Below are 25,040 nucleotides of genomic sequence, written 5' to 3'. Positions count from 1 at the left end.
CGGTGCGATTGTCGGCCGGGGTGCGGTTCCCCGTAGGCTCGCCCGCATGGCTGAGTACGTCTTCACGCTGCGCAACGTGCGCAAGGCCCACGGTGACAAGGTCGTCCTCGACAACGTCACCCTCTCGTTCCTCCACGGCGCCAAGATCGGTGTCGTCGGACCCAACGGAGCCGGCAAGTCCACGTTGTTCAAGATCATGGCCGGCCTCGAGCACGCCAACAACGGCGACGCGATCAAGGACCCCGAGGCGACGGTCGGCATGCTGCAGCAGGAGCCGCCGCTCACCGAGGGCAAGACCGTGCTGGAGAACGTCGAGGAGGCGGTCGCGGACCTCAAGGCGAAGATGAAGCGCCTCGAGGACGCCTACATGGAGATGGGCGACCCCGACGCCGACCAGGACGCGCTGATGCTCGAGACGGGCGACCTGCAGACCGAGCTCGACAACGCCGGCGCGTGGGACCTCGACAGCCGCCTCGACCAGGCCATGGACGCCCTGCGCTGCCCTCCGCCGGACGCCCTCGTCGACAACCTCTCCGGTGGTGAGCGCCGCCGCGTCGCGCTGTGCAAGCTGCTGCTCGAGCAGCCCGACCTGCTGCTGCTCGACGAGCCGACCAACCACCTCGACGCCGAGTCGGTGCAGTGGCTCGAGGGCCACCTCAAGACCTACCCGGGCGCTGTCATGGCGATCACCCACGACCGCTACTTCCTCGACAACGTCGCCGAGTGGATCGCCGAGGTCGACCGCGGCAAGATCCACGGCTACGAGGGCAACTACTCCACCTACCTGGAGACCAAGCGCGAGCGCCTGAAGGTCGAGGGCCTCAAGGACGCCAAGCGCGCCAAGATGCTCGAGAAGGAGCTGGAGTGGGTCCGCTCCAACCCCAAGGCCCGGCAGGCGAAGAGCAAGTCGCGCCTGGCGCGCTACGAGGAGATGGCGGCCGAGGCCGACCGGATGCGCAAGATCGACACCTCGGAGATCAACATCCCGGCGGGGCCGCGCCTCGGTGACGTCGTGCTGGAGGCCGAGGACCTGGAGAAGGGCTTCGAGGGCCGCACCCTCATGCACGACCTGTCGTTCAAGCTCCCCCGCGCCGGCATCGTCGGCGTGATCGGTCCCAACGGCGTCGGCAAGACCACCCTCTTCCGCATGATCACCGGCTCCGAGGAGCCCGACGAGGGCAAGCTCACCGTGGGGCAGACGGTCAAGCTGTCCTACGTGGACCAGAGCCGCGGCGGCATCGACCCGCAGAAGAACGTCTGGGAGGTCGTCTCCGACGGGCTGGACTTCATCAAGGTCGCCAACTTCGAGATGAACAGCCGCGCCTACGTCGCGTCGTTCGGCTTCAAGGGTCCCGACCAGCAGAAGAAGGCGGGCGTGCTCTCCGGCGGTGAGCGCAACCGGCTCAACCTGGCCCTGACCCTCAAGATGGGCGGCAACCTGCTGCTCCTCGACGAGCCCACCAACGACCTCGACGTCGAGACGCTGTCCTCGCTCGAGGACGCGCTGCTCGAGTTCCCCGGCTGTGCCGTGGTCACCTCGCACGACCGGTGGTTCCTCGACCGCGTGGCCACCCACATCCTGGCGTGGGAGGGCGACGACGAGGACCCGGCGAAGTGGTTCTGGTTCGAGGGCAACTTCGCGTCCTACGAGGAGAACAAGGTCGAGCGCCTCGGGATCGACGCCGCGCGCCCGCACCGGGTCACGCACCGCCGCCTGACGCGCGACTGAGCGACGGCCTCGAACAGTCCGCGGGACCGCCCGGGTGGCCGTGCGCGGCGCGCGGTCAGCTGGTGCGGATCTCGCTCTCGGGGTGGCGGGTGACCAGGTGGTCGGCGACCCGGTCGAACACCCGGCCGACGGCGGCGAAGTCCTCGGGCGTGACGAGGTCGAGCAGGTTGCGGCGCACGCTCTCCACGTGGCACGGAGCCGCGCGCACGAGCAGGTCGTAGCCCTTGTCCGTCATCGTCGCCACCACACCGCGCCCGTCCTCGGGCGTGGTGCCGCGCGAGACGTAGCCGATGGCCTCCATGCGGGCGACCGTGTGGGTGACGCGGCTGCGCGAGTGCGCCATGGCGTCGGCCAGCTGGGCCATCCGCATGGCGCGGCCCGGACGCTCGGAGAGCCGCACGAGCACCTCGTACTCCGTCAGCGACATGCCGAACTCGCGCCGCAGGTCGTCGTCGAGGCGCTCCTCGAGCAGGGTCATGCCCATCATGAGGGCACGCCACGAGTGCTGCTGGTCGTCGTCGAGCCAGCGCGGCTCGCCCGTCGTGGTCATGTCGGCCAGCCTAGTGCGGGACGCGCCAGTACCGCTCAGGAGAGCCGCTCGAGGATCATCGCCATGCCCTGCCCGCCACCGACGCACATGGTGATGAGGCCGGTCGACTTGTCGTGCCAGTCGAGGCTGTTGAGCATGGTGTTCTGCAGCCGGGCGCCGGTCATGCCGAACGGGTGGCCGACCGCGATCGCGCCGCCGTTGACGTTGAGGCGGTCGACGTCGATGCCGAGGTCCTGGTACGACGGCACCACCTGAGCCGCGAACGCCTCGTTGATCTCGACCAGGTCGATGTCGTCGATGCTCATCCCGGCGTACTTCAGCGCGTTGCGCGTCGCCTCGACGGGCCCGAGGCCCATGATCTCGGGCGACAGCCCCGAGACGCCGGTCGAGACGATGCGTGCGAGCGGGGTCAGGCCCAGCTCCGCGGCCTTCGTGTCCGACATCACGACGACCGCAGCCGCTCCGTCGTTCAGGGGGCAGCAGTTGCCGGCCGTCACCACGCCGTCGGGTCGGAACACGGGGTCCAGCCCGGCGATGCCCTCGTAGGTCACCCCGGCGCGCGGACCGTCGTCCTTGCCCACGACGGTGCCGTCCGGCAGCGTCACCGGGGTGATCTCGCGCTCCCAGAAGCCGTCGGCGATCGCCTTCTCGGCGAGGTTCTGCGAGCGCACCGCGAACTCGTCGAGCTCGCGACGGTCCAGGCCGCGCAGCCGGGCGACGTTCTCCGCCGTCTGGCCCATCGCGATGTAGATGTCCGGCAGCTGCCCGTCCTCGCGCGGGTCGTGCCAGTCCCGGCCGCCCTCGGCGTACTCCTGGGTACGTGCGCCCGCGTCGTCGAAGAGCGGGTTGCGCGTGCCGGGCAGGTGGTCGGAGGTGCCCTTGGCGAAGCGCGACACCGTCTCGACGCCGGCCGAGACGAAGATGTCGCCCTCGCCGGCCTTGATGGCGTGGAAGGCCATCCGGGTGGTCTGCACCGACGAGGAGCAGTAGCGGGTGACGGTGGCGCCGGGCACCTCGAGGCCGAGGAGGGTCGTCACGACGCGGGCCATGTTGTTGCCCGACTCGCCGCCCGGCAGGCCACAGCCGAGCAGGAGGTCCTCGATGGCCGCGGGGTCGAGCGCCGGGATCTTCTCCAAAGCGGCCCGCACCACCAGGGCGGTGAGGTCGTCGGGGCGGAAGTCCTTGAGCGAGCCCTTGTTGGCGCGGCCGATCGGGGAGCGCGCTGCGGAAACGATCACTGCCTCGGGCATGGGGAACTCCGGTTACTCGTCGGTTCGGTGTCTCCTCGCACCCTAGCGCCGCGCCGGACACGGCCTCGCTCGGCCTCCACCGCACCGGTCGTCCGCGCCCGCACCGATCGCCGCCCGCGGCGGGATCTGCGACGATCGGGCCGTGCGCCATCTCTACCGCTGTCCGCTGAGGTGGGCCGACCTCGACCTGCTGGGCCACGTCAACAACGTCACCTACGTCGACTACCTCCAGGAGGCGCGGGTCGACCTGTTCCGCACCCACGCGCCGGACAGCCGCGCCGAGGACCTGGCCGAGGGCGTCGTGGTCGTGCGGCACGAGGTCACCTACGTCTCCTCGCTGACGTTCGGCTTCGAGCCGGTGGCCATCGAGTGCTGGGTCACCGAGATCCGCGGCGCGAGCTTCACGATGGCCTACGAGGTCTTCGAGGAGGACGAGGCCGGCGAGCGGACCGTCTTCCTCCGCGCGCGGACCGTCCTGACGCCGTACGTCTTCGGCGCCGAGCGGCCCCGCCGGCTGGGCGACGCCGAGCGTGAGGCGCTGTCGCGGCTCCTCGAGCCCGACGAGCCGGTCCGACCACCCGCGCTCCCCGACGTCGTCGAGGTGCCCGGCGGGCACTACCCGGTCCACGTCCGGTTCAGCGACGTCGACGTCTACGGCCACGTCAACAACGTGAAGTACTTCGAGTACTTCCAGGAGGCCCGCATCCAGCTGCTGGTCGCCACCGGCCGCGAGCTCGGCGAGGGCCAGCACCTCGTGGTCGCGCAGACTGACGTGGACTACCGCCGGCCGATCCTCTTCCGGCCCGAGCCCTACGACTGCCGCACGTGGATCTCGCGCGTCGGCAGCACCTCGGTGGTGTTCGAGTCGGTCGTGCGGGACGGCGACCAGGTCCTCGCCCGCGCGCGGGTCGTCGGCGTCTGCGTCGACAGCGCCACCGGTCGGCCGGCGCCGGTGCCGGAGGAGCTCCGGCGGATCGGGCCGGGCGGCTCCGCGGACGTCACTCCATCGAGTTGACCATGAACTGGGCCGCGTGGGTCACGTAGTCCCAGAACCGGGCGTCCTGCTCCTCGGTGAGCTCCACGGAGTCGAGGCCGGCGCGGAAGTGCCGGAGCCAGTGCTCGGAGGCCGCCGGCGTCACCTTGAACGGCGCGTGCCGCATCCGCAGCCGCGGGTGCCCACGGCTGTCCGAGTAGGTCGTGGGCCCGCCCCAGTACTGGATCAGGAACAGCGCGAACCGCTCCTCCGCGGGACCGAGGTCCTCCTCGGGGTACATCGGCCGCAGCACCTCGTCCTCGGCGACCCCGGCGTAGAAGCGGTGCACGATCGCGCGGATCGTCTCCTCGCCGCCGATCTCGTCGTAGAACGTGGTGGTCACGCTGCCATTGTCCCGCAGGACGCCAGCGACCCTCGGCCGGGGCTACGCCTTCTCGGTGGACTCGGCGGAGGCCGCCGAGGGGGCGCTCTCCTGCCACATCACCCGCTGGGCGACGGCGAGGTTGATGCCCTCGGCCTCGAAGCGTGCCTTCACCCTCTCGCGCATCGCCCGGGCCACGCCCCACTGCTCCATCGGTGCGGTCTTGAGGGTCACCCGGATGACGATGCCGTCGACCCCCAGGGACTCCACGCCCCACACCTCGGGCTCCTCGATGATGAGGCCCTGGAAGTCCTCATCCACCCAGAGGTCGTGGGCGACCTCCTCCAGCACGCGGCGCACGTGGACCAGGTCCTCGGTGTAGCCGACGGTCACGTCGAGCACCGTGCGCGCCCAGTTCTGGCTCATGTTGCCCACTCGCAGGATCTCGCCGTTGCGCACGTACCAGACCGTGCCGTTGACGTCGCGCAGCCGGGTGACGCGCAGGCTCACCGCCTCGACGGTGCCAGAGGCCTCACCGAGGTCGACGACGTCGCCCACGCCGTACTGGTCCTCGAAGATCATGAAGATGCCGGACAGGAAGTCCTTCACCAGCGTCTGGGAGCCGAAGCCCAGGGCGACGCCGATGATGCCTGCGCTCGCGATGAGGGGAGCGATGTCGTAGCCCAGCTCGGAGATGAACATCAGCGCCACGACGGCGAAGACCACGCCGGTGACGATGCTCTTGAGCAGCGAGCCCATGGTGGCCGCGCGCTGCACCCGGCGGGTGTAGCCCGGGTCGTCGCGCAGGTTCAGCGCGGCGCCCATCCGGCCGCCGGTGATCGCGCGGGTGAGGCGGTCGGGCAGCACGCCGTACTCGGCGCGCCTGATGATGCGGTCGATCAGCCGGTGCAGCAGCCACCGGACCACGAGACCGATGAGGAGGAGGCCCGCCAGGGCCGAGGGCTTGCCCACGATCCAGTCGACCGTGGTGGCCAGCCTCTCGTTGCCCGTCCACTCCAGGACCCGGCTGCAGAGCCACTCGTCGCTCGAGCACGTGGCAAGGGAGTCGGTGTCGCTCCCGGAGGGCTCGGCGAGGTGGAGGATCGGGGTGGTGAGGGGGTGAGGCATGCCCGCCAGTATGGCGATAGCCTTGTAGCCGTGAGCACGCACGCCCGACGCCCCCGAACGACGCGACGGGGCCTCCGCGCCCTCGTCCTGACCAGCGCGCCGGCCCTGGCCCTGCTGACCGCGCCGGCGTACGCCGACGTGCCCGAGGGGTGGGGCGGCGCGACCGAGGTCAACAACCTCGACGCGCTCCACGCGTTCGGCATCTACGTCGGTGCGCCGCTCGTGCTGTTCCTGCTGATCGTCCTGGCGGTCTACCTGCCGGCGATGGTCCGTGGCGAGAAGCTGCTCCCCGACCACTCCACCGGCGAGGGCCAGTGGATCGGTGGCCCCCGCCAGGGTGTCGCCGAGCTCCCCGCGCCCGATGGCGAGGACTCCCGAGCGGGTGGCGCCAGTGGCCGCTGGTGAGCTGTTGAGCGAGGCCGACCGGCTGGCGCTCGACAAGACCATCCGCCTGGCCGAGCAGTCCTGCCGCTTCGAGTTCTCGGTCTACGTCGGTCCCGCCGAGGGCGACGACACCCGCGCGTGGGCCACGCGCCTGCACAACCGTCTCGTGGCGCCCGCGCGCAGCGTGCTCGTGATGGTCGACCCCGCCCGCCGCGTGATCGAGGTCGTCACCGGCGGCGAGGTCCGCCGCCACCTCACCGACGGCGAGGTCGAGCTCGCCGTGCTCGCCATGTCGTCGGAGTTCGCCGACGGCAACGTGCTGGGCGGCCTCCAGCGCGGCATCGCGATGCTCGCCGAGCACGCGCGCCCGCAGAACACGCTGCACGCCTGACGCTCTGGAGGGGCGCTGAGTGGGCGCGAGTGCGCTGCAAAGGTGCGCTGAGTGGGCGCGAGTGCGCCGCAGAGGTGCGCTGAGTGGGCGTGAGTGCGCCGCGGTGGAGCGCTGAGTGGGCGCGAGTGCGCTGCAGAGGTGCGCTGAGTGGGCGCGAGCGCGCCGCAGAGGGGCGCCGAGTGGGCGCGAGTGCGCCGCAGAGGGGCGCCGAGTGGGCGCGAGTGCGCCGCGGAGGGGCGCCGAGTCGGCGCGAGTGCCCCGGTCTCGCCGGGACACTCGCGCCAACTCGACGCGTCATCGCGGGACGTCCGCGCCCACTCGACGCGTGATCGCGGGACGTCCGCGCCCACTCGACGCGTGATCGCGGGACACCGGCGCCCACTCGTCAGCTGGCGTCGAACCTCTGGGCGGTCAGCGCCCGCGCGATCTCCGCCCGCGCCTCGCCAACGTAGCGCTGCGCCTGCTTGGGTGCGGTGCTGCCGGCGAGCCACTCGTCGAGGCGCGCGAGCGTCGCCTCCGAGCCGAGCGGCTTCGGGAAGCCGTACTCCAGGATCACCGACGCCTTGTGGAAGCCCAGCACGTCGACGAGCGTCTCGGAGGCGTCCAGGAACTTCTCGAGGTAGGGCGCGATGACGTCCTCCTGGCCGAAGCGGAAGATCGAGAACGCGATCTCGCGCGACGTCTCGTTGGCCGTCGCCGGGTCGAGGAGCGCGTTCCACGCCGCCTCCTTGGCCTCGGCGGTGGGCTGGGAGGCGCGGGCAGCGGCGGCCTTCTCCTTGCCGGAGATCGTCTTGTCGACCTCGAGCTCGGCGTCGATCTCGGCGTCGCCGAAGCGGCCGGACCTCGCGAGCGCGGTGATCAGCGTCCACCGCATGTCCTGGTCGATCGCCAGGCCCTCGACGGTGAAGGAGCCGTCGAGCAGGCCGATGAGGTCGTCGAGCGCGACGTCGCTGTGCGCGGCCCCGGCGTAGGACCGGGCGAAGGTCAGCTGGTGGTCGCTGCCGGGCTCCGCCGCGAGCAGCAGCTCGCGCAAGCCGGACTCCCAGGTGGCCTTGAGCTCGCGACGGTGGTCGGGATCGCTGTAGAAGGCGACCGCGAGCGCGGTGGAGGCCGGGATGCGGGTCACGGCCCAGGCGTCGGTCTCCTGGCCGATGTTCGCCAGCACCAGGTCCACCCAGTCGCGGGTGCGCATCTCGCCGTCGCGGGTCATGTCCCACGCGGCACCCCACACGAGCGCGCGGGGGAGCGAGTCCTCGAAGGTGGAGAGCGAGGCGATCGCCGTCTCCAGGGAGCGGTCGTCGAGGCGGATCTTGGCGTAGGCGTGGTCCTCGTCGTTGAGCAGGAGCAGCGCCGGCTGCGCCACGCCGACGAGGTCGGGGACGTCGGTGCTCGCCCCGTCGACGTCGATCTCGAGGTAGTCGCGCCGCACGAGGCGGCCCTCGACCTGGTCGTAGAGGCCGATGCCGAGGCGGTGGCGGCGCAGGGTCGGCCACTCCTCGGGGGCGGACTGGGTCACCGAGAACGACGTGTAGGCGCCGTCGTCGCCGACCTCGAAGGACGGGGCGAGGGTGTTGACGCCCGCGGTCTGCAGCCACTCCTGGGCCCAGCCCTGGAGCTCGCGGCCCGAGGCCTTCTCGAGCGTGGCGAGCAGGTCCTTGAACTCCGGGTTGCCGTACTCCCACTCCTTGAAGTAGGCGCGCAGGCCCTGGAGGAACGGCTCGATGCCCACCCACGCCACCAGCTGCTTGAGCACCGAGGCGCCCTTGGCGTAGGTGATCATGTCGAAGTTGACCTCGACCGCGTGCAGGTCGACGTTGTCGGCCGCGATGGGGTGCGTCGAGGGCAGCTGGTCGGCGCGGTAGCCGGTCTGCTTGCGGGCGTTCGCGAAGCCGGTCCACGCGTCGGTGAACTCGGTCGCGTTGGCCTCGCACCAGTAGCAGGCCCACTCGGCGAACGACTCGTTCAGCCAGAGGTCGTCCCACCACTTCATCGTCACCAGGTCGCCGAACCACATGTGCGCCATCTCGTGGGTGATCACCGAGGCGCGGAACTCGAAGAACGACCGGGGCTGGCGGCTGCGGGGCAGGTACTCGTCGCGCAGCGTGACGCAGCCGGCGTTCTCCATCGCGCCGGCGTTGTACTCGGGGACGTAGAGCTGGTCGTACTTGCCGAACGGGTAGGGGTAGTCGAACTGCTCCTCGAACCACGCGAAGCTCTGCTTGGTCAGCTTCACGAGCTCGCCGGTGTCCATGTGCTCCTTGAGCGACTGGCGGCAGTAGTGGCCGAGCGGGATGGTGCCGTACTTGCCCTCGTAGGTGTCGTGCTCGCCGTGGTACTCGCCGGCCACGATCGCGGTGATGTAGGTCGACATCCGCTTCGTGGTCGGGAAGCGCCACAGCGAGGCGCCGTCGCCGGCCTCGGTCGGCTCGGGGGTGGCGGCGTTCGAGACCACGACCCAGTGCGAGGGCGCGGTGACGTTGAAGGTGAAGACGGCCTTGAGGTCGGGCTGCTCGAAGGTGGTGAACACGCGGCGCGCGTCCGGCACCTCGAACTGGCTGTAGAGGTAGACCCTGTCGTCCGCCGGGTCGACGAACCGGTGCAGCCCCTCGCCGGTGTTGGAGTAGGCGCAGTCGGCGGTGACGACCAGCGTGTTGGTCGCCTCCAGGTGGTCGAGCGCGATGCGGCTGTCGGCGTACGCCGTGGCCGGGTCGAGGCTGCGGCCGTTGAGCGTGATCTCGCGCACGCTCGGGGCGACCAGGTCGGCGAAGGTGCTGGCACCGGGCTCGCGGCAGGTGAACTCCACGGTGGTGGTGGAGACGAAGGTGGTCTCCTCGGAGCGGGTGGCTGACGTCAGGTCCAGGTCGACGGTGTACGCCGCGACGTCCAGGAGGGCGGCGCGGGTGGCGGCCTCGTCCCGGGTGAGGTTGGTTCCAGGCATGCGGGCATCCTGCCACCGGCGGCGTGGCCGGGCCCACACCGGGGGAATAGGCGGCCGCGGCGGGGGATTGTGTCGTCATGGCTACCGCTGACCTCTGGTTCGACCCCCTCTGCCCGTTCGCCTGGATCACCTCGCGCTGGATCCGGGAGGTCGAGCAGGTCCGCGACATCGACGTGCAGTGGCACGTGATGTCGCTGGCCTACCTCAACAAGGACAAGGACATCCCGGCCGACTACCGCGAGATGCTGCAGGGCACCGAGAAGCCGGTGCGCGTCGCGATCCGGATCGCCGAGCTGTACGACAACGCGACCCTCGGCGACTGGTACACCGCCATCGGCACCCGCCGTCACAACAACGGCGAGGAGCTCTCGCGCGAGACCGTCGCCGCCTCGCTCGCCGACGTGGGGCTGCCGGCGGAGCTGATCGAGGCGTGGGACGACGCGTCGCTGGACGACGCGGTGGCCAAGAGCCACCACGAGGGCATGGACCCGGTCGGCGACGACGTCGGCACCCCGACCATCCACATCAACGGCTCGGCGTTCTTCGGTCCCGTGCTGTCCAGGATCCCGCGCGGCGAGGAGGCCGGCGAGCTGTGGGACGGCGCCGTCGCGGTCGCGAAGTTCCCCTACTTCTACGAGCTCAAGCGCAGCCGCACGGGCGACCTCGACTTCAGCTGAGAGCACTCGTCCGGGTGCCGACCCGCGCAAGCGGGGCGGCGCCCGGTCACTAGGCTTGCGCCCATGACTCGTGTCCTGTCCGCCGTCGCCTGGCCGTACACCAACGGCCCGCGCCACATCGGCCACGTGGCCGGTTTCGGCGTGCCCTCCGACGTCTTCAGCCGGTTCATGCGGATGGCGGGCCACGACGTGCTGATGGTCAGCGGCACCGACGAGCACGGGACACCCATCCTCGTGCTGGCCGACAACGAGGGCCTTCCGGCGCGCGAGCTCGTCGACAAGTACAACCAGGTCATCGTCGACGACCTGTGCGGCCTCGGGCTCTCCTACGACCTGTTCACCCGCACCACCACGGGGAACCACTACGCCGTGGTGCAGGAGATGTTCGAGACCTGCCGTCGCAACGGCTACATGGTCGAGGAGACGACGAAGACGGCGATCAGCCCGTCCACCGGCCGCACCCTCCCCGACCGCTACATCGAGGGCACCTGCCCGATCTGCAAGTACGCCGAGGCGCGCGGCGACCAGTGCGACAACTGCGGCAACCAGCTCGACCCGACCGACCTCATCGACCCGCGGTCGAAGATCAACGGGGAGACCCCGGAGTTCCGCGACACCCAGCACTGGTTCCTCGACCTGCCGGCGCTCGCCGGCGCGCTGGGGGAGTGGCTCGACCAGCGCGAGGCGACCGGCCTGTGGCGTCCCAACGTCATCAAGTTCAGCCAGAACATCCTCCAGGAGATCCGGCCGCGCGCGATGACCCGCGACATCGACTGGGGCATCCCGGTGCCCGGCTGGGAGGACCAGCCGACCAAGCGGCTCTACGTGTGGTTCGACGCGGTCATCGGCTACCTCTCCGCCTCGATCGAGTGGGCGCGGCGGCTGGGCGATCCCGAGAAGTGGCGCGAGTGGTGGAGCCCCGCCGAGGACGGCGAGGACGCCCAGTCCTACTACTTCATGGGCAAGGACAACATCGTCTTCCACTCCCAGATCTGGCCTGCGGAGCTGCTCGCCTACAACGGGCGCGGCGACAAGGGCGGTGAGCCCGGACGGTTCGGCCCGCTCAACCTGCCCACCGAGGTGGTCTCCAGCGAGTTCCTCACCTTCGGCGACTCGCAGTTCTCGACCAGCCGCGGCAACGTGATCTACGTCGGTGACTTCCTCGCCCGCTACGGGCCCGACCCGCTGCGCTACTACATCTGCGCCGCCGGCCCGGAGACGTCCGACGCCGCCTTCACGTGGGCCGACTTCGTCACCCGCAACAACTCCGAGCTCGTCGCCGGCTGGGGCAACCTGGTCAACCGCACCGCCACGATGATCGCGAAGAACTTCGGGGAGATCCCGGCGGCCGGTCCGTTCGAGGAGGTCGACGAGAGGGTCCTCGCCACGGTCCGCGACGGCTTCGCCACCGTCGGCGGCCTGGTGGAGAAGCACCGGCTGCGCGCCGCGATCGCCGAGGCGATGCGCGTGGTGGGCGAGGTGAACAAGTACCTCACGGTCACCGAGCCCTACAAGATGAAGGACGAGTCGCAGCGCGAGCGCCTCGGCACCGTCCTGCACGTCGCCGCGCAGTGCGTGAGCGACTGCAACACCCTGCTCTCGCCGTTCCTGCCCCACTCGGCCAACAAGGTGCACACGGTCCTTGGCGGCGAGGGCGAGTTCATGCCGATGCCGCGCATCGAGCAGGTCGAGGAGCTCGAGCCGGGCAACGGCGCCGGCCACACGGCGTACTCCGTCATCACCGGCGAGTACTCCGCGACGCCGGCGTGGGAGTCGCGCCCGGTCGTCGTGGGGGCGAAGGTCGCCAAGCCGACGCCGGTGTTCCGCAAGCTCGACCCGTCGGTGGTGGAGGAGGAGCTCGCGCGCGCCAGCGCTGGCTAGGCTCCTGCCCATGCCCGAGCCGACCGCCGAGATGTACCTGCCGCACTTCGTGGTGAAGCAGAAGCTCACCATGATGGTGAACCGCTACGAGGTGTCGGAGTCCGACGACGCCGGCAACCCCACCCGGCTGATGGCCCTGGCCGAGCAGAAGCGGATGGCCCTCAAGGAGCAGGTCACCTTCTTCTCCGACGCGAGCAGGACGCGCCCCGTCTTCGGCTTCAAGGCGCGGCAGGCGTTCGACCTCAACGCGGGGTACGACGTCACCGACGAGTCCGGCGCGCAGATCGGCTTCTTCCGCAAGGACTTCGGCGCCTCGTTGCTGCGCTCGACCTTCCACATCGAGGGTCCCGGCTACACCGGCACCGGCCGCGAGCGGAGCCAGCTCGTCGGGCTGCTGCGCCGCTTCACCGAGCTCGACTTCATCCCCGTGCACTTCGACTTCGTCGACGGCGAGGGCCAGCCGCTCTTCTCCGTGGAGCGGAAGATGTCGATCGGCGACCGCTACCGCGTCACCGTCCCGGACCGACGCATCGACTTCCGCGTCGCCGCCGCGGTCGCCGTCGCCGTCGACGCGCTCATGTCGCGGTGAGCGCGCTGATGTACCCGGAGGTCCGCGCGGCGGTCGCCGCCGACGACAGCCCGGACCTCTCCGCGCCCGGATTCGACCTCGCTGCGCACCGCGAGCGGACCCGGCTCGCCAGCCTCGCCGAGCCGCGCGAGGACGTCGCATCGGTCGAGGACGTCGACGCCGACGGCGTCCGCTGCCGCCTCTACGTCCCGGCCGGTGCGGTGCCCGGCCTCGTCGTGCACGCCCACGGAGGGGGGTTCGTGCTCAACGACGTCGACGTCCACGACGGCATCTGCCGGCGCTTCGCCAACCGGCTCCGGCGCCCGGTCCTGAGCGTGGACTACCGCCGCCCCCCGGAGCACCCGTTCCCCGCCGCGCCCGACGACCTCGACACGGTCGTCGGCTGGCTGCGGCGCGAGGGGCCGCCCGGGCCGTACGCCGCCCACGGGGACTCCGCGGGCGCGAACCTCGCCGTCGTGGCGGCCTTGCGCAACCCCGGCTTCTTCTCCGCGGTGGCGCTGGTCTACCCCTTCCTCGACCCCCGCGGCGCCTCCGCGTCGTGGGAGCTCGGCCCCGCGTCGGGGTTCGACCCGGCCGAGGCCGGCTGGTACTGGCGGCAGTACGCCCGCAGCGAGGCCGACCTCGACGACCCGGACCTCGCGCCCCTGCTCTCCGACCGGCTGCACACGCTGCCGCCGACCTTCGTCGCGACCGCGGAGGCCGATCCGCTGCGCGACGAGGGCGAGGAGCTCGCTCGGCGCGTCGCGGAGGCCGGTGTCGAGACCGTCGGGATCCGCTGCCTGGGCCAGACCCACGGGTTCTGGCGGCACGCGGCGTCCACGGCGTCCGAGCCGCTCGTCCGGCAGGTCGCGGGCTGGCTGGACCAGCACCTGTCCTGAGGTCCGGCCCCGGCCTCTGGGAGACTCCTCACCATGCGCGTTCACCTGGGCTCCGACCACGCAGGCCTCGAGCTGAAGGACCACCTGATGGCCTGGCTCGTCGACCACGGCTACGAGGCCGTCGACCACGGCCCGTTCGTCTACGACGCCCTCGACGACTACCCGTGCTTCTGCCTGCGGGCGGCAGAGGGGGTGGCCGCGGACCGCGAGGCCGGCCTCGACAGCCTCGGCGTCGTGATCGGCGGCTCCGGCAACGGCGAGCAGATCTCGGCCAACAAGGTCGAGGGCATCCGCTGCGCCCTGGCGTGGTCGGAGAAGACCGCCGCGCTGGCCCGGGAGCACAACGACGCCAACGTCGTCTCCGTCGGCGGGCGCATGCACTCGCTCGAGGACATGACCCGCTTCGTCGAGGTGTTCCTGACCACGCCGTTCTCCGGCGACGAGCGCCACGTCCGACGCATCGCGCAGGTGTCCACCTACGACGAGACCGGTGAGCTCCCGCCCCTGCCCGAGTCCGCCCTGCGCGGCTCCGCTGAGTCCTGACGCCGGTCCTGACGCGGGTCCGCACGCCGGTGCGACACACCGGTCCACACACGCCCCGAAGGCGGCCCCCGGCACGTCCGCGAGCCGTACGATCGTCCACCAAGGAACCCGGCACGTCGCGAGGAGCTCGGCCATGAGTTCTCCGCAGTGGTTGACGCAGCTCGTCGACCGGGTCGTGCCGCGCGGCTCGGGAGTCCTGGTGCCGCTCGTGGCCGTGACGCTCGCCGCCGGTCTGGGCATCTGGTTCCAGCCCCACGTCGTGCCGCTGGTCGTGCTGGTCGTCCCCCTGGTGGTCGCGAGCCTCGTGCTGGGACCCCGCCAGCTGCCGTGGTTCGTCGTCTTCGTGCTGTTCGTGCTCGCCGTCGTCACTCCGAAACAGGACATCGACGTGCGGGTCGCGGTCGCCGTGACGGTCATCTTCTCCCTGGGCCTGATGATCCTGCTCGCGTCGCTTCGCCGGTCCCGCCTCGGCGTGGCGGGCCTCCAGGGCGAGACGATGTTCGTCGACCTGCGCGACCGGATCCTGCGTCAGGGCGGCATCCCCGACCTGCCCGACGACTGGTACGCCGCGAGCGAGCTGCGCTCCGCCGGCGGCACGCCCTTCGCCGGCGACTTCGTGGTCGCGTCGCGTGTCGACGGCCGGCTCGAGGTGGCCGTCGTCGACGTGTCCGGAAAGGGACAGGGAGCCGGTACCCGCGCCCTGCTGCTCTGCGGCGCGATCGGGGGCCTGCTCAGCGCCCTGCCGCCGTCGGAGTTCCTGGCCGGCGCCAACCGCTTCCTGCTCCGGCAGGACTGGGACGAGGGCTTCGCCACCGCGATCCACCTCTCGCTCGACCTCGCGACCGGCCGCTTCGACATCCGCAGCGCCGGGCACCCCCCGGCCGCGCTGCGACACGCGGGGTCGGGGCGGTGGGAGGTGCTGGGCGCCGAGGGCCCCATCCTCGGCCTGCTCGAGGACGCCGACTTCCCGCCCACCTCGGGGGAGATGCGGCGCGGTGACGCGCTGCTGCTCTACACCGACGGGATGGTGGAGACGCGCACCCGCGACATCAGCCTGGGCATCGACCGCATGCTGGGCCAGGCCGAGCACCTGCTGCGCGGCAGGTTCGAGGGCGGGGCGACGCGGCTCGTCGAGGCGCTCGGCTCGCGCAACGACGACCGCGCCCTGCTGCTGGTGCACCGCCGCTGAGGAGCCGCCGGTCCGCGTGAGCCGGTTGGGGCGCACCCGCGCCGGTGTGGCACCATGACACCCGCACCGGCGGCCACCAGGCTGCGGGACGCGCGCGGATGTAGCTCAATGGTAGAGCCCCAGTCTTCCAAACTGGCTACGCGGGTTCGATTCCCGTCATCCGCTCCAGACGGGTCCTCACGCCTCCTCCGGGGCGCGTGGAGGCCGTCTGGCGGGGCGTAGCGTAGTGGCTAGCGCGCCTGCTTTGGGAGCAGGAGATCGCAGGTTCGAGTCCTGTCGCCCCGACCGTTCGGCCACCGTCCGGCCGCCTCCCGGCCCCCGCGGCCCGGTGCGTCCCGGGCGTGATTCGGCCCGTGCCCACGCCGTCGTTAGACTCAACGGGTTTGCGGCTGCCGCGTTCCGGCGTGCCCGCGCGACGTACCCCGTCCGGGACCACCACCCGGACCACCACCCGTTCCACCCAACTGACCTTCAGCATCAGGAGACATTTGTGAAGAGCGCCGTCGAGACCTTGAGCCCGACCCGGGCCAAGCTGACCGTCGAGGTGCCCTTCGAGGAGCTCAAGCCGAGCCTCGACGCGGCGTACCAGAAGATCGCGAAGCAGATCAACGTCCCGGGCTTCCGCCGGGGCAAGGTGCCGCCGGCGGTCATCGACCGCCAGGTCGGCCGCGGTCCGGTCCTCGACGAGGCGATCAACGCCGTCGTCCCGCAGCAGTACATGGCCGCCCTCCAGGAGCACGACCTCGAGCCGCTGGCCCAGCCGGAGATCGAGGTGACGAAGTTCGAGGACAACGAGGGCCTCGAGTTCACCGCCGAGGTCGACGTCAAGCCGGACTTCGAGCTGCCCGACTACGAGGGCCTCGAGGCCACCGTGGAGGACGTCGAGATCACCGACGCCGACGTCGAGGAGCAGGTCGAGGCGCTGCGCGAGCGCTTCGGCACCCTCGTGCCCGTCGAGCGCGCGGCCGCCGACGGCGACTTCGTCACGATCGACCTGGTCGCTGCCCGCGACGGCGAGACCGTCGAGGGCGGCGAGGTCACCGGCATGTCCTACAAGGTCGGCCGCGGCGGCATGATCGACGGCCTCGACGAGGCCCTGGTCGGCATGTCGGCCGACGAGGAGAAGACCTTCGACTCCGAGCTCGTCGGCGGGGACCTGGTGGGCGAGCCCGTCCAGGTCACCGTCAAGGTGACGGCGGTGCAGGAGCAGCAGCTGCCCGAGTACGACGACGAGTTCGCCCAGCTGGCCTCGGAGTTCGACACCGCCGAGGAGCTCACCGCCGACGTGCGCGAGCGCCTCGGCCGCGGCAAGCGGCTCGAGCAGGCCGCCGCCGCCCGCGACGCCGTGCTCGAGGCCCTGCTGGAGAAGGTCTCGATCCCGCTGCCCGAGGTGATGGTGACCGACGAGCTCAACGCCCGCCGCCAGAACGTCGAGCAGCAGCTTGGCTTCGCCGGCATCACCATGGAGAAGTACCTCGAGGACGAGGGGCAGACCCAGGAGGAGTTCGAGGCCGACCTCGAGCGCCGGGTCCGCGACGCGGTCGCCGCCCAGTTCATCCTCGACAAGATCGCGAAGAAGGAGGAGTTCGGCATCGACCAGGCCGAGCTCTCCGAGCACCTCGTGCGCCGCGCCCAGCAGTCCGGGCAGGACCCGCAGGAGTTCGCGAACCACATGTTCGAGCACAACCACATCCCCGAGCTCGTGCAGGAGATCCTCCGCGGCAAGGCGCTGGCGACGATCGTGGAGGCGGCGACCGTCAAGGACGCCTCCGGCAACGTGGTCGAGCTGAAGAACCTGCGTCCCGACGGCAGCATCGGCGAGCCGGTCGAGGAGACCGCCGCCGACGGCGCCGACGCGGCTGCCGAGGCCGGCGACGAGGACTCGCAGCAGGCCTGACACGCTCCACTCCGGACGGCGTCCACCCGGCGGGTGGGCGCCGTCCGTGCTGTCCGGACGATGCCGGTCGGGGCGTCGGCCGGCCCGTCACCGGTGAGTCTGCTGTGGGCGAACAGGGCGGCCAACCGCGTGGAAGTGTCCGACCTTCCGGCTAGTGTCGCCAGCGTGAACCACAACTCCAGCCCAGCCCTCTCGCCCGAGATGAACGGCGCCGGTGGGATGTACGGCCTCGACGACCACATCTACCAGCGCCTGCTCCGCGAGCGCATCGTCTTCCTCGGCTCCGAGGTCCGCGACCAGAACGCCAACGCGATCTGCGCGCAGCTCCTCCTGCTCTCCGCGGAGGACCCGGAGGCCGACATCTTCCTCCACATCAACAGCCCCGGCGGCTCCGTCGACGCTGGCATGGCGATCTACGACACGATGAACTACATCCCCAACGACGTGGCGACCGTGGGCATGGGCCTCGCGGCCTCCATGGGGCAGTTCCTGCTCTGCGCCGGCACCAAGGGCAAGCGCTACGCGCTGCCCCACGCGCGCATCATGATGCACCAGCCCTCCTCGGGGATGGGCGGCTCGGCCTCCGACATCAAGATCCAGGCCCAGCAGTCGATCCACATCAAGAAGGTGCTCCTCGACCTGATCGCCGAGCACACCGGCCAGAGCGTCGAGCAGGTCGTCGCCGACGCCGACCGTGACCGGTGGTTCACCGCCGACCAGGCCGTCGAGTACGGCCTCGTCGACCAGGTCATCACCAGCGCCCGCGAAGCCGCCGACGAGGGCCGCCCGGCCCGGACCAAGGACTGAGAGACATGAACTACTACATCCCGCAGTGGGAGGAGCGGACCTCCTACGGGTTCCGCCGCATCGACCCTTACGCCAAGCTGTTCGAGGAGCGCATCATCTACCTCGGCACCCCGATCAGCGACGACGTCGCCAACGCGGTCATCGCCCAGCTGATGTGCCTGGAGACGATGAACCCCGACACCGACATCAGCATCTACATCAACAGCCCCGGCGGCTCGTTCACCGCGCTGACCGCGATCTACGACACGATGCGGTTCATCAAGCCCGACGTGCAGACCGTGTGCCTGGGCCAGGCTGCCTCGGCCGCCGCGATCCTGCTCGGCGCCGGCGCCAAGGGCAAGCGGATGGCGCTGCCCAACAGCCGCATCCTGATCCACCAGCCCTACACCGAGGGCACGTTCGGGCAGACGTCCGACATCGAGATCCAGGCCAACGAGATCCTGCGCATGCGCGAGCTCCTCGAGCGCATGATCGCCGACTCCAGCGGCAAGTCGATCGACCAGGTCAGCGCCGACATCGAGCGCGACAAGATCCTGACCGCCGAGCAGGCCGTCGAGTACGGCCTGATCGACGCGGTCATCGAGTCCCGCAAGGGCGCCCCGGTCCTCGCCTGAGTGCGACGCACCCGCGACGCACGAGGCTCGAAATGATGGTCGGCGACATCCCGTGTCCGGTCCCTTCCGGGGGCCGGCACGGGGTACCGTCGTACGGCTCACTGCAAGACAGCACAGCGCAAGGTGTTGAGTGTCGGGACCCTTTCCCGGCGAGACTGGAGGACACGACTCGTGGCACGAATCGGTGACGGCGGCGACCTGCTCAAGTGCAACTTCTGCGGCAAGAGCCAGAAGCAGGTGAAGAAGCTCATCGCGGGCCCCAACGTCTACATCTGCGACGAGTGCATCGAGCTCTGCAACGAGATCATCGAGGAGGAGCTCGCCGAGGGCAGCGAGGTCAGCCTCGAGGAGCTGCCCAAGCCGCGGGAGATCTTCGAGTTCCTCAACTCCTACGTCATCGGCCAGGAGCACGCGAAGAAGTCGCTGGCCGTCGCGGTCTACAACCACTACAAGCGCGTGCAGGCGGGCCTCCAGCCGGTGACCGGCAAGGCCAAGGACGACGTCGTCGAGGTCGCGAAGTCCAACATCCTGGTGATCGGCCCGACCGGCTGCGGCAAGACCTACCTCGCCCAGACGCTGGCGCGCATGCTCAACGTCCCCTTCGCCATCGCCGACGCGACGGCGCTCACCGAGGCCGGCTACGTCGGCGAGGACGTCGAGAACATCCTGCTGAAGCTCATCCAGGCCGCTGACTACGACGTCAAGAAGGCCGAGACGGGCATCATCTACATCGACGAGATCGACAAGGTGGCCCGCAAGGCGGAGAACCCCTCGATCACCCGGGACGTCTCCGGCGAGGGGGTCCAGCAGGCCCTGCTCAAGATGCTGGAGGGCACCACCGCGTCGGTGCCGCCGCAGGGTGGCCGCAAGCACCCGCACCAGGAATTCATCCAGATCGACACCACGAACATCCTGTTCATCGTGGGCGGCGCCTTCGCCGGGCTCGAGCAGATCATCGAGCAGCGCGTCGGCAAGAAGTCCCTCGGCTTCACCGCAGAGGTCCGCGGCGCGGCCGAGCGCGAGGCCGACGACCTGCTCGCCCAGGTCCGCCCCGAGGACCTCACGAAGTTCGGCCTGATCCCCGAGTTCATCGGCCGCCTGCCGCTGATCGCGAGCGTGAGCAAGCTCGACCGCGAGGCGCTGGTCCAGATCCTCACCGAGCCCCGCAACGCGCTCGTCAAGCAGTACCAGAAGCTCTTCGAGCTCGACGGCGTCGAGCTCGAGTTCACCGACGACGCCATCGACTCCATCGCCGAGGCGGCCCTCGAGCGCGGCACGGGTGCCCGCGGCCTGCGCGCCATCATCGAGGAGGTCCTGCTCTACGTGATGTACGACGTGCCCTCGCGCGGCGACGTCGCGAAGGTGGTCGTGACCCGCGAGGTCGTCGAGGACGACGTCGCCCCGACGCTGATCCCGCGCGAGTCCGAGGGCCGGAAAAAGAAGTCCGCCTGACCCGGACGCCACCCGGAATGACCATGCGTCCCTAGTCATTTCGGGCCATTCCGGACTATCTGCTGTGGTCAGGCGTCATGGCCCAGCCACACTGACGTCTCGTCAGCATGTGGGAAGGGGATCCGGTGGGTGTCGACGCGAAGCGACCGCTCGTGGCGTTTGCATTGGTGGCGGTGCTGTGTGCCGTCCTGATGACCATCTCGGTCAGTCGTGGGTTCGGCCTCGACATCATCCGCCCGGGCAAGCCGATCGCCGCGCCGGCGCAGGAGCTGCCGGCGGAACGACCCGCCATCGCGCCCGTCGAGGCGCCCCCCGCGACGATCCCGGCGGAGCTCAGCACGCAGCCGCTCGGCACCGCGGTCGCGCGCTCCACGGAGCCCGTGCAGGGGGCCGCCGCCCCGGCTCGTGCGGGTCGGACGGTCCGGACTGTCGAGGCTAAGCAGCAGGAGGGCTCCAAGGCGGTGCTCGAGACGGCGCTGGACCCCGAGCGTGAGGCTGCGCAGGCTGACCGCGAGGCTGCGAAGGCGGCCGAGAAGGCCGACCGCGAGGCTGCGAAGGCGGCCCGGAAGGCCGACCGTGAGGCCGCGAAGGCGGCCCGGAAGGCCGACCGCGAGGCCGCGAAGGCGGCCCGGAAGGCCGAGCGTGAGGCCGCGAAGGCGGCCCGGAAGGCCGACCGTGAGGCCGCGAAGGCGGCCCGGAAGGCCGAGCGTGAGGCCGCGAAGGCGGCCCGGAAGGCCGACCGTGAGGCTGCGAAGGCGGCCCGCAAGGCCGACCGTGAGGCTGCGAAGGCGGCCCGGAAGGCCGACCGTGAGGCTGCCAAGGCGGCCCGGAAGGCCGAGCGCGAGGCCGCGAAGGCGGGCCGGGGCGGCGCGAAGGCCGGCCGCAAGGCCTGAATGCCGCCGGCCGCGCGTGACGGCGGTGGGTGACGCAGGTACGTGAGCCCTCGCGGCTGCCAGGCTCACCGCACGCGTGGGCCCGCGTGTCGGACAGGACGAGCTCCGCGGCCGCCGGCGCGGGGAGCGTACGGCCAAGGGCGGGCGCCCGACGTCGTCCTGTCCGACACGCCGAGGTGCCGCCCCGCGAGACCGGGGCTGGGACGTCAGTCCTCGGTCGGTGCCAGCTCCGCCTCGACCCGCAGCTCGGTCGCGGCCTCGTCGGTGACGAACTGCAGGTCGCCGACGATGGTGCCCACGGCCCGGAGGTCGTCGCCGGCCTGCTGCGCCGCCTCGACCAGGTGCGCCGGCCCGGTGATCACCACGCGCGACAGCGGGGCCCGCATCTTGGCCTTCGCCTGCGACTTGGCGCCGCGGATGCCGGTGAGGGCGCTCGCGACGGCGTCGAGCACCAGCGGCTGGGCGGCCGCAGCGGCGCCGAGGTCGGCCGCGGTGGGCCACGCGGCGTGGTGGATCGACCCCGCCTGCCACCACGACCAGACCTCCTCGGTGGCGTACGGCAGGAAGGGCGCGAGCAGCCGCAGCTGGACGTGCAGCGCGATGGCCAGGGTGGCGCGAGCCGAGGCCGTGCCGGCGCCGCCCTCGGCGTCGTAGGCCCGCTCCTTCACCAGCTCGAGGTAGTCGTCGCAGAACTCCCAGAAGAACTTCTCGGTGACCTCGAGGGCGGTGGTGTAGTCGTAGGCGTCGAAGGCCTCGGTCGCCCTGCGGACCACGACCTCGAGGCGACCGAGCAGGGCGCAGTCGACCGGGGCGCTGACGGCCGCGGGGCTGAGCTCGGTGGCGCCGACGTTGCCGAGGACGAACTTCGAGGCGTTGAGCACCTTCATCGCCAGCCGTCGACCGACCTTCATCTGCGACTCGTCGAACGGCGAGTCGAGACCGGGACGGCCGATGGCGGCGCGCCAGCGGACCGCGTCGGCGCCGTACTTGTCGAGGATGTCGGTCGGGACGACGACGTTGCCCTTCGACTTCGACATCTTCTTGCGGTCCGGGTCGACGATGAAGCCGGAGATCATCGCGTGCGACCACGGCACGACCTGGTGCTCGAAGTCAGCGCGGACCACCCGTGAGAAGAGCCAGGTGCGGATGATGTCGTGCGCCTGGGTGGCGAGGTCGTAGGGGAAGACGCGCGAGAAGAGGTCGTCGTCGACCTCCCACATGCCCGCGATCTGCGGCGTCAGCGACGAGGTGGCCCAGGTGTCCATCACGTCGGGGTCGCCGATGAAGCCGCCCGGCTTGCCGCGCTGGTCCTCGGAGTAGCCCTGCGGCGCCTGGGTGGACGGGTCGATCGGCAGCTGGTCCTCGGTGGGCAGCAGCGGGTGGTCGTGGTCGGGCTCCCCGTCGGCGTCGAGCGGGTACCAGACCGGGAAGGGGACGCCGAAGAACCGCTGGCGTGAGATCAGCCAGTCGCCGTTGAGCCCGCCGACCCAGTTGTCGTAGCGGTGCTTCATGTGCGCCGGGATCCAGGTGATCTCCTCGCCGCGGACCAGCATCTCCTTGCGCAGCGCCGCGTCCCTGCCGCCGTTCTTGACGTACCACTGGCGCGTGGCCACGATCTCGAGCGGCTTGTCGCCCTTCTCGTAGAAGTTCGCCATGCGCTGCGTCGGCTTCGGCTCGCCGTCGAGGTCGCCGGACTCGCGGAGCAGCGCGACCATCGCCTCGCGGGCGCTGAAGGTGGTCTTGCCGGCCAGCTCGGCGTACGCCGTCGCGGCGGGCTCGGCGGACAGCCAGTCGGGTGTCTCGCGGCTGAGCCGGCCGTCGCGGCCCACGACCGTGCGGATCGGCAGGTCGAGCTCGCGCCACCACATCACGTCGGTGAGGTCGCCGAAGGTGCAGCACATCGCGATGCCGGCGCCCTTGTCGGGCTCGGCGGCCGGGTGCGCGAGCACCGGGACCTCCACCCCGAAGACGGGCGAGGTCACCGTCGTGCCGAAGACGCCCTGGTAGCGCTCGTCGTCGGGGTGCGCGATCAGCGCGACGACGCTCGGGATCAGCTCCGGCCGCGTGGTCTCGATGTGGATGGGCGTGCCGTCGGGCTGGTGGAACGCGACGCGGTGGTAGGCGCCGGGGTAGTCGCGCGGCTCGAGCTCGGCCTGGGCGACCGCGGTCTGGAACGTGACGTCCCACAGCGTCGGCGCCTCGGAGAGGTACGCCTCGCCGCGGGCGTAGTTGCGCAGGAAGGCGCGCTGGCTGACCGTGCGGGAGTGGTCACCGATGGTGGTGTAGGTCGGGTCCCACTGGACCGACAGGCCGAGCTTGCGCCACAGCGCCTCGAAGGCCTTCTCGTCCTCCACGACCAGCTGCTCGCACAGCTCGATGAAGTTCGGCCGGCTGACCGGCACCTGCTTCTTCGGGTCGGGCTTCTCGGGCGGGGTGAAGTCGGGGTCGTAGGGCAGGGCGGGGTCGCAGCGGACGCCGAAGTAGTTCTGCACCCGGCGCTCGGTGGGCAGGCCGTTGTCGTCCCAGCCGATGGGGTAGAAGACGGCCTTGCCCTGCATGCGCTGGTAGCGCGCGATGAGGTCGGTGTGGCTGTAGGAGTAGACGTGGCCGACGTGCAGCGAGCCGCTGACGGTGGGCGGGGGAGTGTCGATGGAGTAGACGTTCTCCCGCGGCTGCGTGCGGTCGAAGGCGTAGGTGTTGTTGTCGGCCCACACCCGCGACCACTTGTCCTCCAGGCCCTCCAGCGCCGGACGCTCCGGTACGACGACGGCACGCTGGTCGGTGCTCGTCGTCTCCGGGGCCTGGGTGCTGGGGTTCTCAGTCATGTCTGGAGTCTATTGACGGGCCTCCGGCCTGCGAAAACGAGTAACCGGCGGTGCGGCGGCAGCCCTAGCGTGGGGGGCATGGAACGTGCGCCCACGCTGGAGTTCTTCGACGCCCCGCAGCCCTTCCTCGACGCGGCAGGCGACCTGCTGGCCGCCGACCCGGTGCTCGGGAGCGTCATCGCCAGCGTCAGCCAGCGGACGGCGCGCGAGCTGGCCGACGGGTACGACTCCTGGGCCGAGGTCGACGCCCCCTTCCAGCGCTGGTGGGCAGCGGTCCGCGACCCCGAGGAGCGGGTCGTGAGCGCCGCGATGCGCACCGCGCCCTTCAGGCCGCACCCGACGTTCTCCCTGCCGATGAGCGACGAGGCCGCCCGCGCGCTCGCCGCCGCGCTGCACCAGCGCGGCGAGCTCCTCGGCGGGGCCAACGGCGCGCTGCCGGGGGCCGCGGCGCTGGCCCGCGCGAGCGCCGAGCTCGTCGGCGGGGAGGTGGTCGCCGACAAGGAGACCCGGCTCTGGGAGGCGAGGTCCGTCGCGGTCCCGCCCGCTCCGGAGGGGCGGCTGCGGCAGGCCACCGAGGACGACGCAGAGCTGGTGCTGTCGTGGTTCCGGGACTTCCACGCCGAGGCCGACGAGCAGGCCGGCCGCCGGCCCGACCCGGCGTCGGGCGAGCACAACACGCTCGAGTCGGTGCTGGTCCGCATCCGCGAGGGCGTGGAGTGGCTCTGGGAGCTGCCCGACGGCACGCTCGCGCACCTCACCGGCTGCGGGCTCCCGTCCTACGGCGTCGCCCGCATCGGCCCGGTCTTCACCCCGCGCGAGCACCGCGGCCGCGGCATCGCGTCGTACGTCGTCGGCGAGCTGACCCGGCGCGGCCTCGAGGCGGGGCACCGCATGTGCCTGTTCACCGACCGCGCGAACCCGACCTCGAACAAGATCTACGCGGGCCTGGGCTACGAGCCCACCGTGGACATGGCCGAGCACGTCGTCCTCGTCCGCGACCGCCCCCAGCCCTCGGTGGGCGGCGGAGGTGGCGGCGGATCGTCACCTGGTGGCCGGTGTCCCTAGACTCG

At 71.0% G+C, this 25,040-nt stretch carries 22 protein-coding genes and 2 tRNA genes; 18 read left to right on the top strand and 6 right to left on the bottom strand.

All coding sequences use genetic code 11. From position 1 onward, the window contains the following. Positions 1–46 precede the first annotated feature (46 nt). Complete coding sequence (ettA, locus tag J3P32_RS03140) at positions 47–1,729, top strand: energy-dependent translational throttle protein EttA (RefSeq protein ID WP_210438396.1); 1,683 nt, start codon at positions 47–49, stop codon at positions 1,727–1,729. A 55-nt stretch (positions 1,730–1,784) separates the two neighbouring features. Here ettA and J3P32_RS03135 read toward each other — a convergent pair whose 3' ends face one another. Together J3P32_RS03135 and J3P32_RS03130 are read right to left on the bottom strand one after the other, a co-directional pair. Further along, positions 1,785–2,279: a MarR family winged helix-turn-helix transcriptional regulator gene (locus tag J3P32_RS03135; protein WP_210438395.1), complete on the bottom strand. Its 495-nt coding sequence runs from the start codon at positions 2,277–2,279 to the stop codon at positions 1,785–1,787. Positions 2,280–2,314: 35 nt separating this feature from the next. After that, complete coding sequence (locus J3P32_RS03130) at positions 2,315–3,529, bottom strand: acetyl-CoA C-acetyltransferase (RefSeq protein WP_210438394.1); 1,215 nt, start codon at positions 3,527–3,529, stop codon at positions 2,315–2,317. Positions 3,530–3,671: 142 nt separating this feature from the next. Between J3P32_RS03130 and J3P32_RS03125 the strand changes: the two genes are divergently transcribed. After that, the gene (locus tag J3P32_RS03125; RefSeq protein ID WP_210438393.1) at positions 3,672–4,544 is read left to right on the top strand and encodes an acyl-CoA thioesterase; all 873 of its coding nucleotides are present in this window, start codon (positions 3,672–3,674) and stop codon (positions 4,542–4,544) included. On the opposite strand, the gene J3P32_RS03120 is transcribed toward J3P32_RS03125, so the two are convergent. Continuing rightward, the gene (locus tag J3P32_RS03120) at positions 4,528–4,905 is read right to left on the bottom strand and encodes a globin (RefSeq protein ID WP_210438392.1); all 378 of its coding nucleotides are present in this window, start codon (positions 4,903–4,905) and stop codon (positions 4,528–4,530) included. The two genes, J3P32_RS03125 and J3P32_RS03120, sit on opposite strands and share 17 nt — an antisense overlap. Positions 4,906–4,947: 42 nt before the next feature. Continuing rightward, a complete protein-coding gene (locus J3P32_RS03115; protein WP_210438391.1) occupies positions 4,948–6,012 on the bottom strand; it encodes a mechanosensitive ion channel family protein in 1,065 nt (354 codons plus the stop codon). A 30-nt stretch (positions 6,013–6,042) separates the two neighbouring features. Here J3P32_RS03115 and J3P32_RS03110 point away from each other — a divergent pair, with 30 nt between their 5' ends. Beyond that, positions 6,043–6,417 (top strand): hypothetical protein, encoded by a 375-nt coding sequence (locus tag J3P32_RS03110; RefSeq protein ID WP_210438390.1) that lies wholly within the window; start codon positions 6,043–6,045, stop codon positions 6,415–6,417. After that, entirely contained in the window at positions 6,404–6,787 is a 384-nt protein-coding gene (locus tag J3P32_RS03105; RefSeq protein WP_210438389.1) for a DUF5130 family protein, read from the top strand. Before J3P32_RS03110 ends, J3P32_RS03105 begins: the two co-directional genes overlap by 14 nt. 385 nt (positions 6,788–7,172) lie before the next feature. On the opposite strand, the gene pepN is transcribed toward J3P32_RS03105, so the two are convergent. Further along, positions 7,173–9,725: an aminopeptidase N gene (gene pepN, locus J3P32_RS03100; RefSeq protein ID WP_210438388.1), complete on the bottom strand. Its 2,553-nt coding sequence runs from the start codon at positions 9,723–9,725 to the stop codon at positions 7,173–7,175. Positions 9,726–9,802: 77 nt separating this feature from the next. Between pepN and J3P32_RS03095 the strand changes: the two genes are divergently transcribed. The 13 genes from J3P32_RS03095 (at position 9,803) to J3P32_RS03035 (ending at position 21,145) form a co-directional block, all read left to right on the top strand. Then, positions 9,803–10,402, top strand: a complete 600-nt coding sequence (locus J3P32_RS03095; protein ID WP_210438387.1) for a mycothiol-dependent nitroreductase Rv2466c family protein — start codon at positions 9,803–9,805, stop codon at positions 10,400–10,402. A gap of 63 nt (positions 10,403–10,465) precedes the next feature. Further along, the gene (gene metG / locus J3P32_RS03090; RefSeq protein WP_210438386.1) at positions 10,466–12,283 is read left to right on the top strand and encodes a methionine--tRNA ligase; all 1,818 of its coding nucleotides are present in this window, start codon (positions 10,466–10,468) and stop codon (positions 12,281–12,283) included. 10 nt (positions 12,284–12,293) lie between these two features. Further along, positions 12,294–12,872, top strand: coding sequence for an LURP-one-related/scramblase family protein (locus J3P32_RS03085; protein ID WP_246849862.1), 579 nt, complete (start codon positions 12,294–12,296; stop codon positions 12,870–12,872). After that, positions 12,869–13,750 (top strand): alpha/beta hydrolase, encoded by an 882-nt coding sequence (locus J3P32_RS03080; RefSeq protein ID WP_307861569.1) that lies wholly within the window; start codon positions 12,869–12,871, stop codon positions 13,748–13,750. The genes J3P32_RS03085 and J3P32_RS03080 overlap by 4 nt, the downstream gene beginning before the upstream one ends. A 33-nt stretch (positions 13,751–13,783) precedes the next feature. Further along, positions 13,784–14,293 (top strand): ribose-5-phosphate isomerase, encoded by a 510-nt coding sequence (locus tag J3P32_RS03075; protein WP_210438385.1) that lies wholly within the window; start codon positions 13,784–13,786, stop codon positions 14,291–14,293. 133 nt (positions 14,294–14,426) lie between these two features. Next, complete coding sequence (locus J3P32_RS03070; RefSeq protein WP_210438384.1) at positions 14,427–15,482, top strand: PP2C family protein-serine/threonine phosphatase; 1,056 nt, start codon at positions 14,427–14,429, stop codon at positions 15,480–15,482. Between the two features lie 94 nt (positions 15,483–15,576). Continuing rightward, positions 15,577–15,650: transfer RNA gene (locus J3P32_RS03065), tRNA-Gly, on the top strand. A 44-nt stretch (positions 15,651–15,694) separates the two neighbouring features. Continuing rightward, positions 15,695–15,767, top strand: a tRNA-Pro gene (locus J3P32_RS03060). Between the two features lie 205 nt (positions 15,768–15,972). Beyond that, a complete protein-coding gene (gene tig, locus J3P32_RS03055; protein WP_210438383.1) occupies positions 15,973–17,379 on the top strand; it encodes a trigger factor in 1,407 nt (468 codons plus the stop codon). Positions 17,380–17,544: 165 nt separating this feature from the next. Continuing rightward, positions 17,545–18,186 (top strand): ATP-dependent Clp protease proteolytic subunit, encoded by a 642-nt coding sequence (locus J3P32_RS03050; RefSeq protein ID WP_374222504.1) that lies wholly within the window; start codon positions 17,545–17,547, stop codon positions 18,184–18,186. A gap of 5 nt (positions 18,187–18,191) precedes the next feature. Beyond that, positions 18,192–18,800 carry an ATP-dependent Clp protease proteolytic subunit gene (locus J3P32_RS03045; RefSeq protein ID WP_210438382.1) on the top strand — a complete coding sequence of 203 codons (609 nt, stop codon included), beginning with the start codon at positions 18,192–18,194 and terminating at the stop codon, positions 18,798–18,800. Positions 18,801–18,971: 171 nt separating this feature from the next. Then, positions 18,972–20,252, top strand: coding sequence for an ATP-dependent Clp protease ATP-binding subunit ClpX (clpX, locus tag J3P32_RS03040; protein WP_210438381.1), 1,281 nt, complete (start codon positions 18,972–18,974; stop codon positions 20,250–20,252). 152 nt (positions 20,253–20,404) lie between these two features. Continuing rightward, positions 20,405–21,145, top strand: a complete 741-nt coding sequence (locus tag J3P32_RS03035; RefSeq protein WP_210438380.1) for a hypothetical protein — start codon at positions 20,405–20,407, stop codon at positions 21,143–21,145. A gap of 206 nt (positions 21,146–21,351) precedes the next feature. On the opposite strand, the gene valS is transcribed toward J3P32_RS03035, so the two are convergent. Continuing rightward, complete coding sequence (valS, locus tag J3P32_RS03030) at positions 21,352–23,970, bottom strand: valine--tRNA ligase (RefSeq protein ID WP_210438379.1); 2,619 nt, start codon at positions 23,968–23,970, stop codon at positions 21,352–21,354. Positions 23,971–24,048: 78 nt separating this feature from the next. Here valS and J3P32_RS03025 point away from each other — a divergent pair, with 78 nt between their 5' ends. After that, on the top strand, positions 24,049–25,035 hold the full coding sequence (locus J3P32_RS03025) for a GNAT family N-acetyltransferase (RefSeq protein ID WP_210438378.1): 987 nt from the start codon (positions 24,049–24,051) through the stop codon (positions 25,033–25,035). Positions 25,036–25,040: the final 5 nt, after the last annotated feature.

This window comes from Nocardioides xinjiangensis (assembly GCF_017916385.1).
GTDB lineage: Bacteria > Actinomycetota > Actinomycetes > Propionibacteriales > Nocardioidaceae > Nocardioides > Nocardioides xinjiangensis.
The sequence above is the reverse complement of the archived record's forward strand: the minus strand, read 5'-3'. Positions and strand labels throughout refer to the sequence as shown.

Excerpts from the sequence above, each read along its gene's own strand:
- ettA (WP_210438396.1), top strand. The coding sequence starts at position 47 with ATGGCTGAGTACGTCTTCACGCTGCGCAACGTGCGCAAGGCCCACGGT.
- J3P32_RS03135 (WP_210438395.1), bottom strand. The coding sequence starts at position 2,279 with ATGACCACGACGGGCGAGCCGCGCTGGCTCGACGACGACCAGCAGCAC.
- J3P32_RS03130 (WP_210438394.1), bottom strand. The coding sequence starts at position 3,529 with ATGCCCGAGGCAGTGATCGTTTCCGCAGCGCGCTCCCCGATCGGCCGC.
- J3P32_RS03115 (WP_210438391.1), bottom strand. The coding sequence starts at position 6,012 with ATGCCTCACCCCCTCACCACCCCGATCCTCCACCTCGCCGAGCCCTCC.
- pepN (WP_210438388.1), bottom strand. The coding sequence starts at position 9,725 with ATGCCTGGAACCAACCTCACCCGGGACGAGGCCGCCACCCGCGCCGCC.
- J3P32_RS03095 (WP_210438387.1), top strand. The coding sequence starts at position 9,803 with ATGGCTACCGCTGACCTCTGGTTCGACCCCCTCTGCCCGTTCGCCTGG.
- metG (WP_210438386.1), top strand. The coding sequence starts at position 10,466 with ATGACTCGTGTCCTGTCCGCCGTCGCCTGGCCGTACACCAACGGCCCG.
- J3P32_RS03085 (WP_246849862.1), top strand. The coding sequence starts at position 12,294 with ATGCCCGAGCCGACCGCCGAGATGTACCTGCCGCACTTCGTGGTGAAG.
- J3P32_RS03075 (WP_210438385.1), top strand. The coding sequence starts at position 13,784 with ATGCGCGTTCACCTGGGCTCCGACCACGCAGGCCTCGAGCTGAAGGAC.
- J3P32_RS03070 (WP_210438384.1), top strand. The coding sequence starts at position 14,427 with ATGAGTTCTCCGCAGTGGTTGACGCAGCTCGTCGACCGGGTCGTGCCG.
- J3P32_RS03045 (WP_210438382.1), top strand. The coding sequence starts at position 18,192 with ATGAACTACTACATCCCGCAGTGGGAGGAGCGGACCTCCTACGGGTTC.
- valS (WP_210438379.1), bottom strand. The coding sequence starts at position 23,970 with ATGACTGAGAACCCCAGCACCCAGGCCCCGGAGACGACGAGCACCGAC.
- J3P32_RS03025 (WP_210438378.1), top strand. The coding sequence starts at position 24,049 with ATGGAACGTGCGCCCACGCTGGAGTTCTTCGACGCCCCGCAGCCCTTC.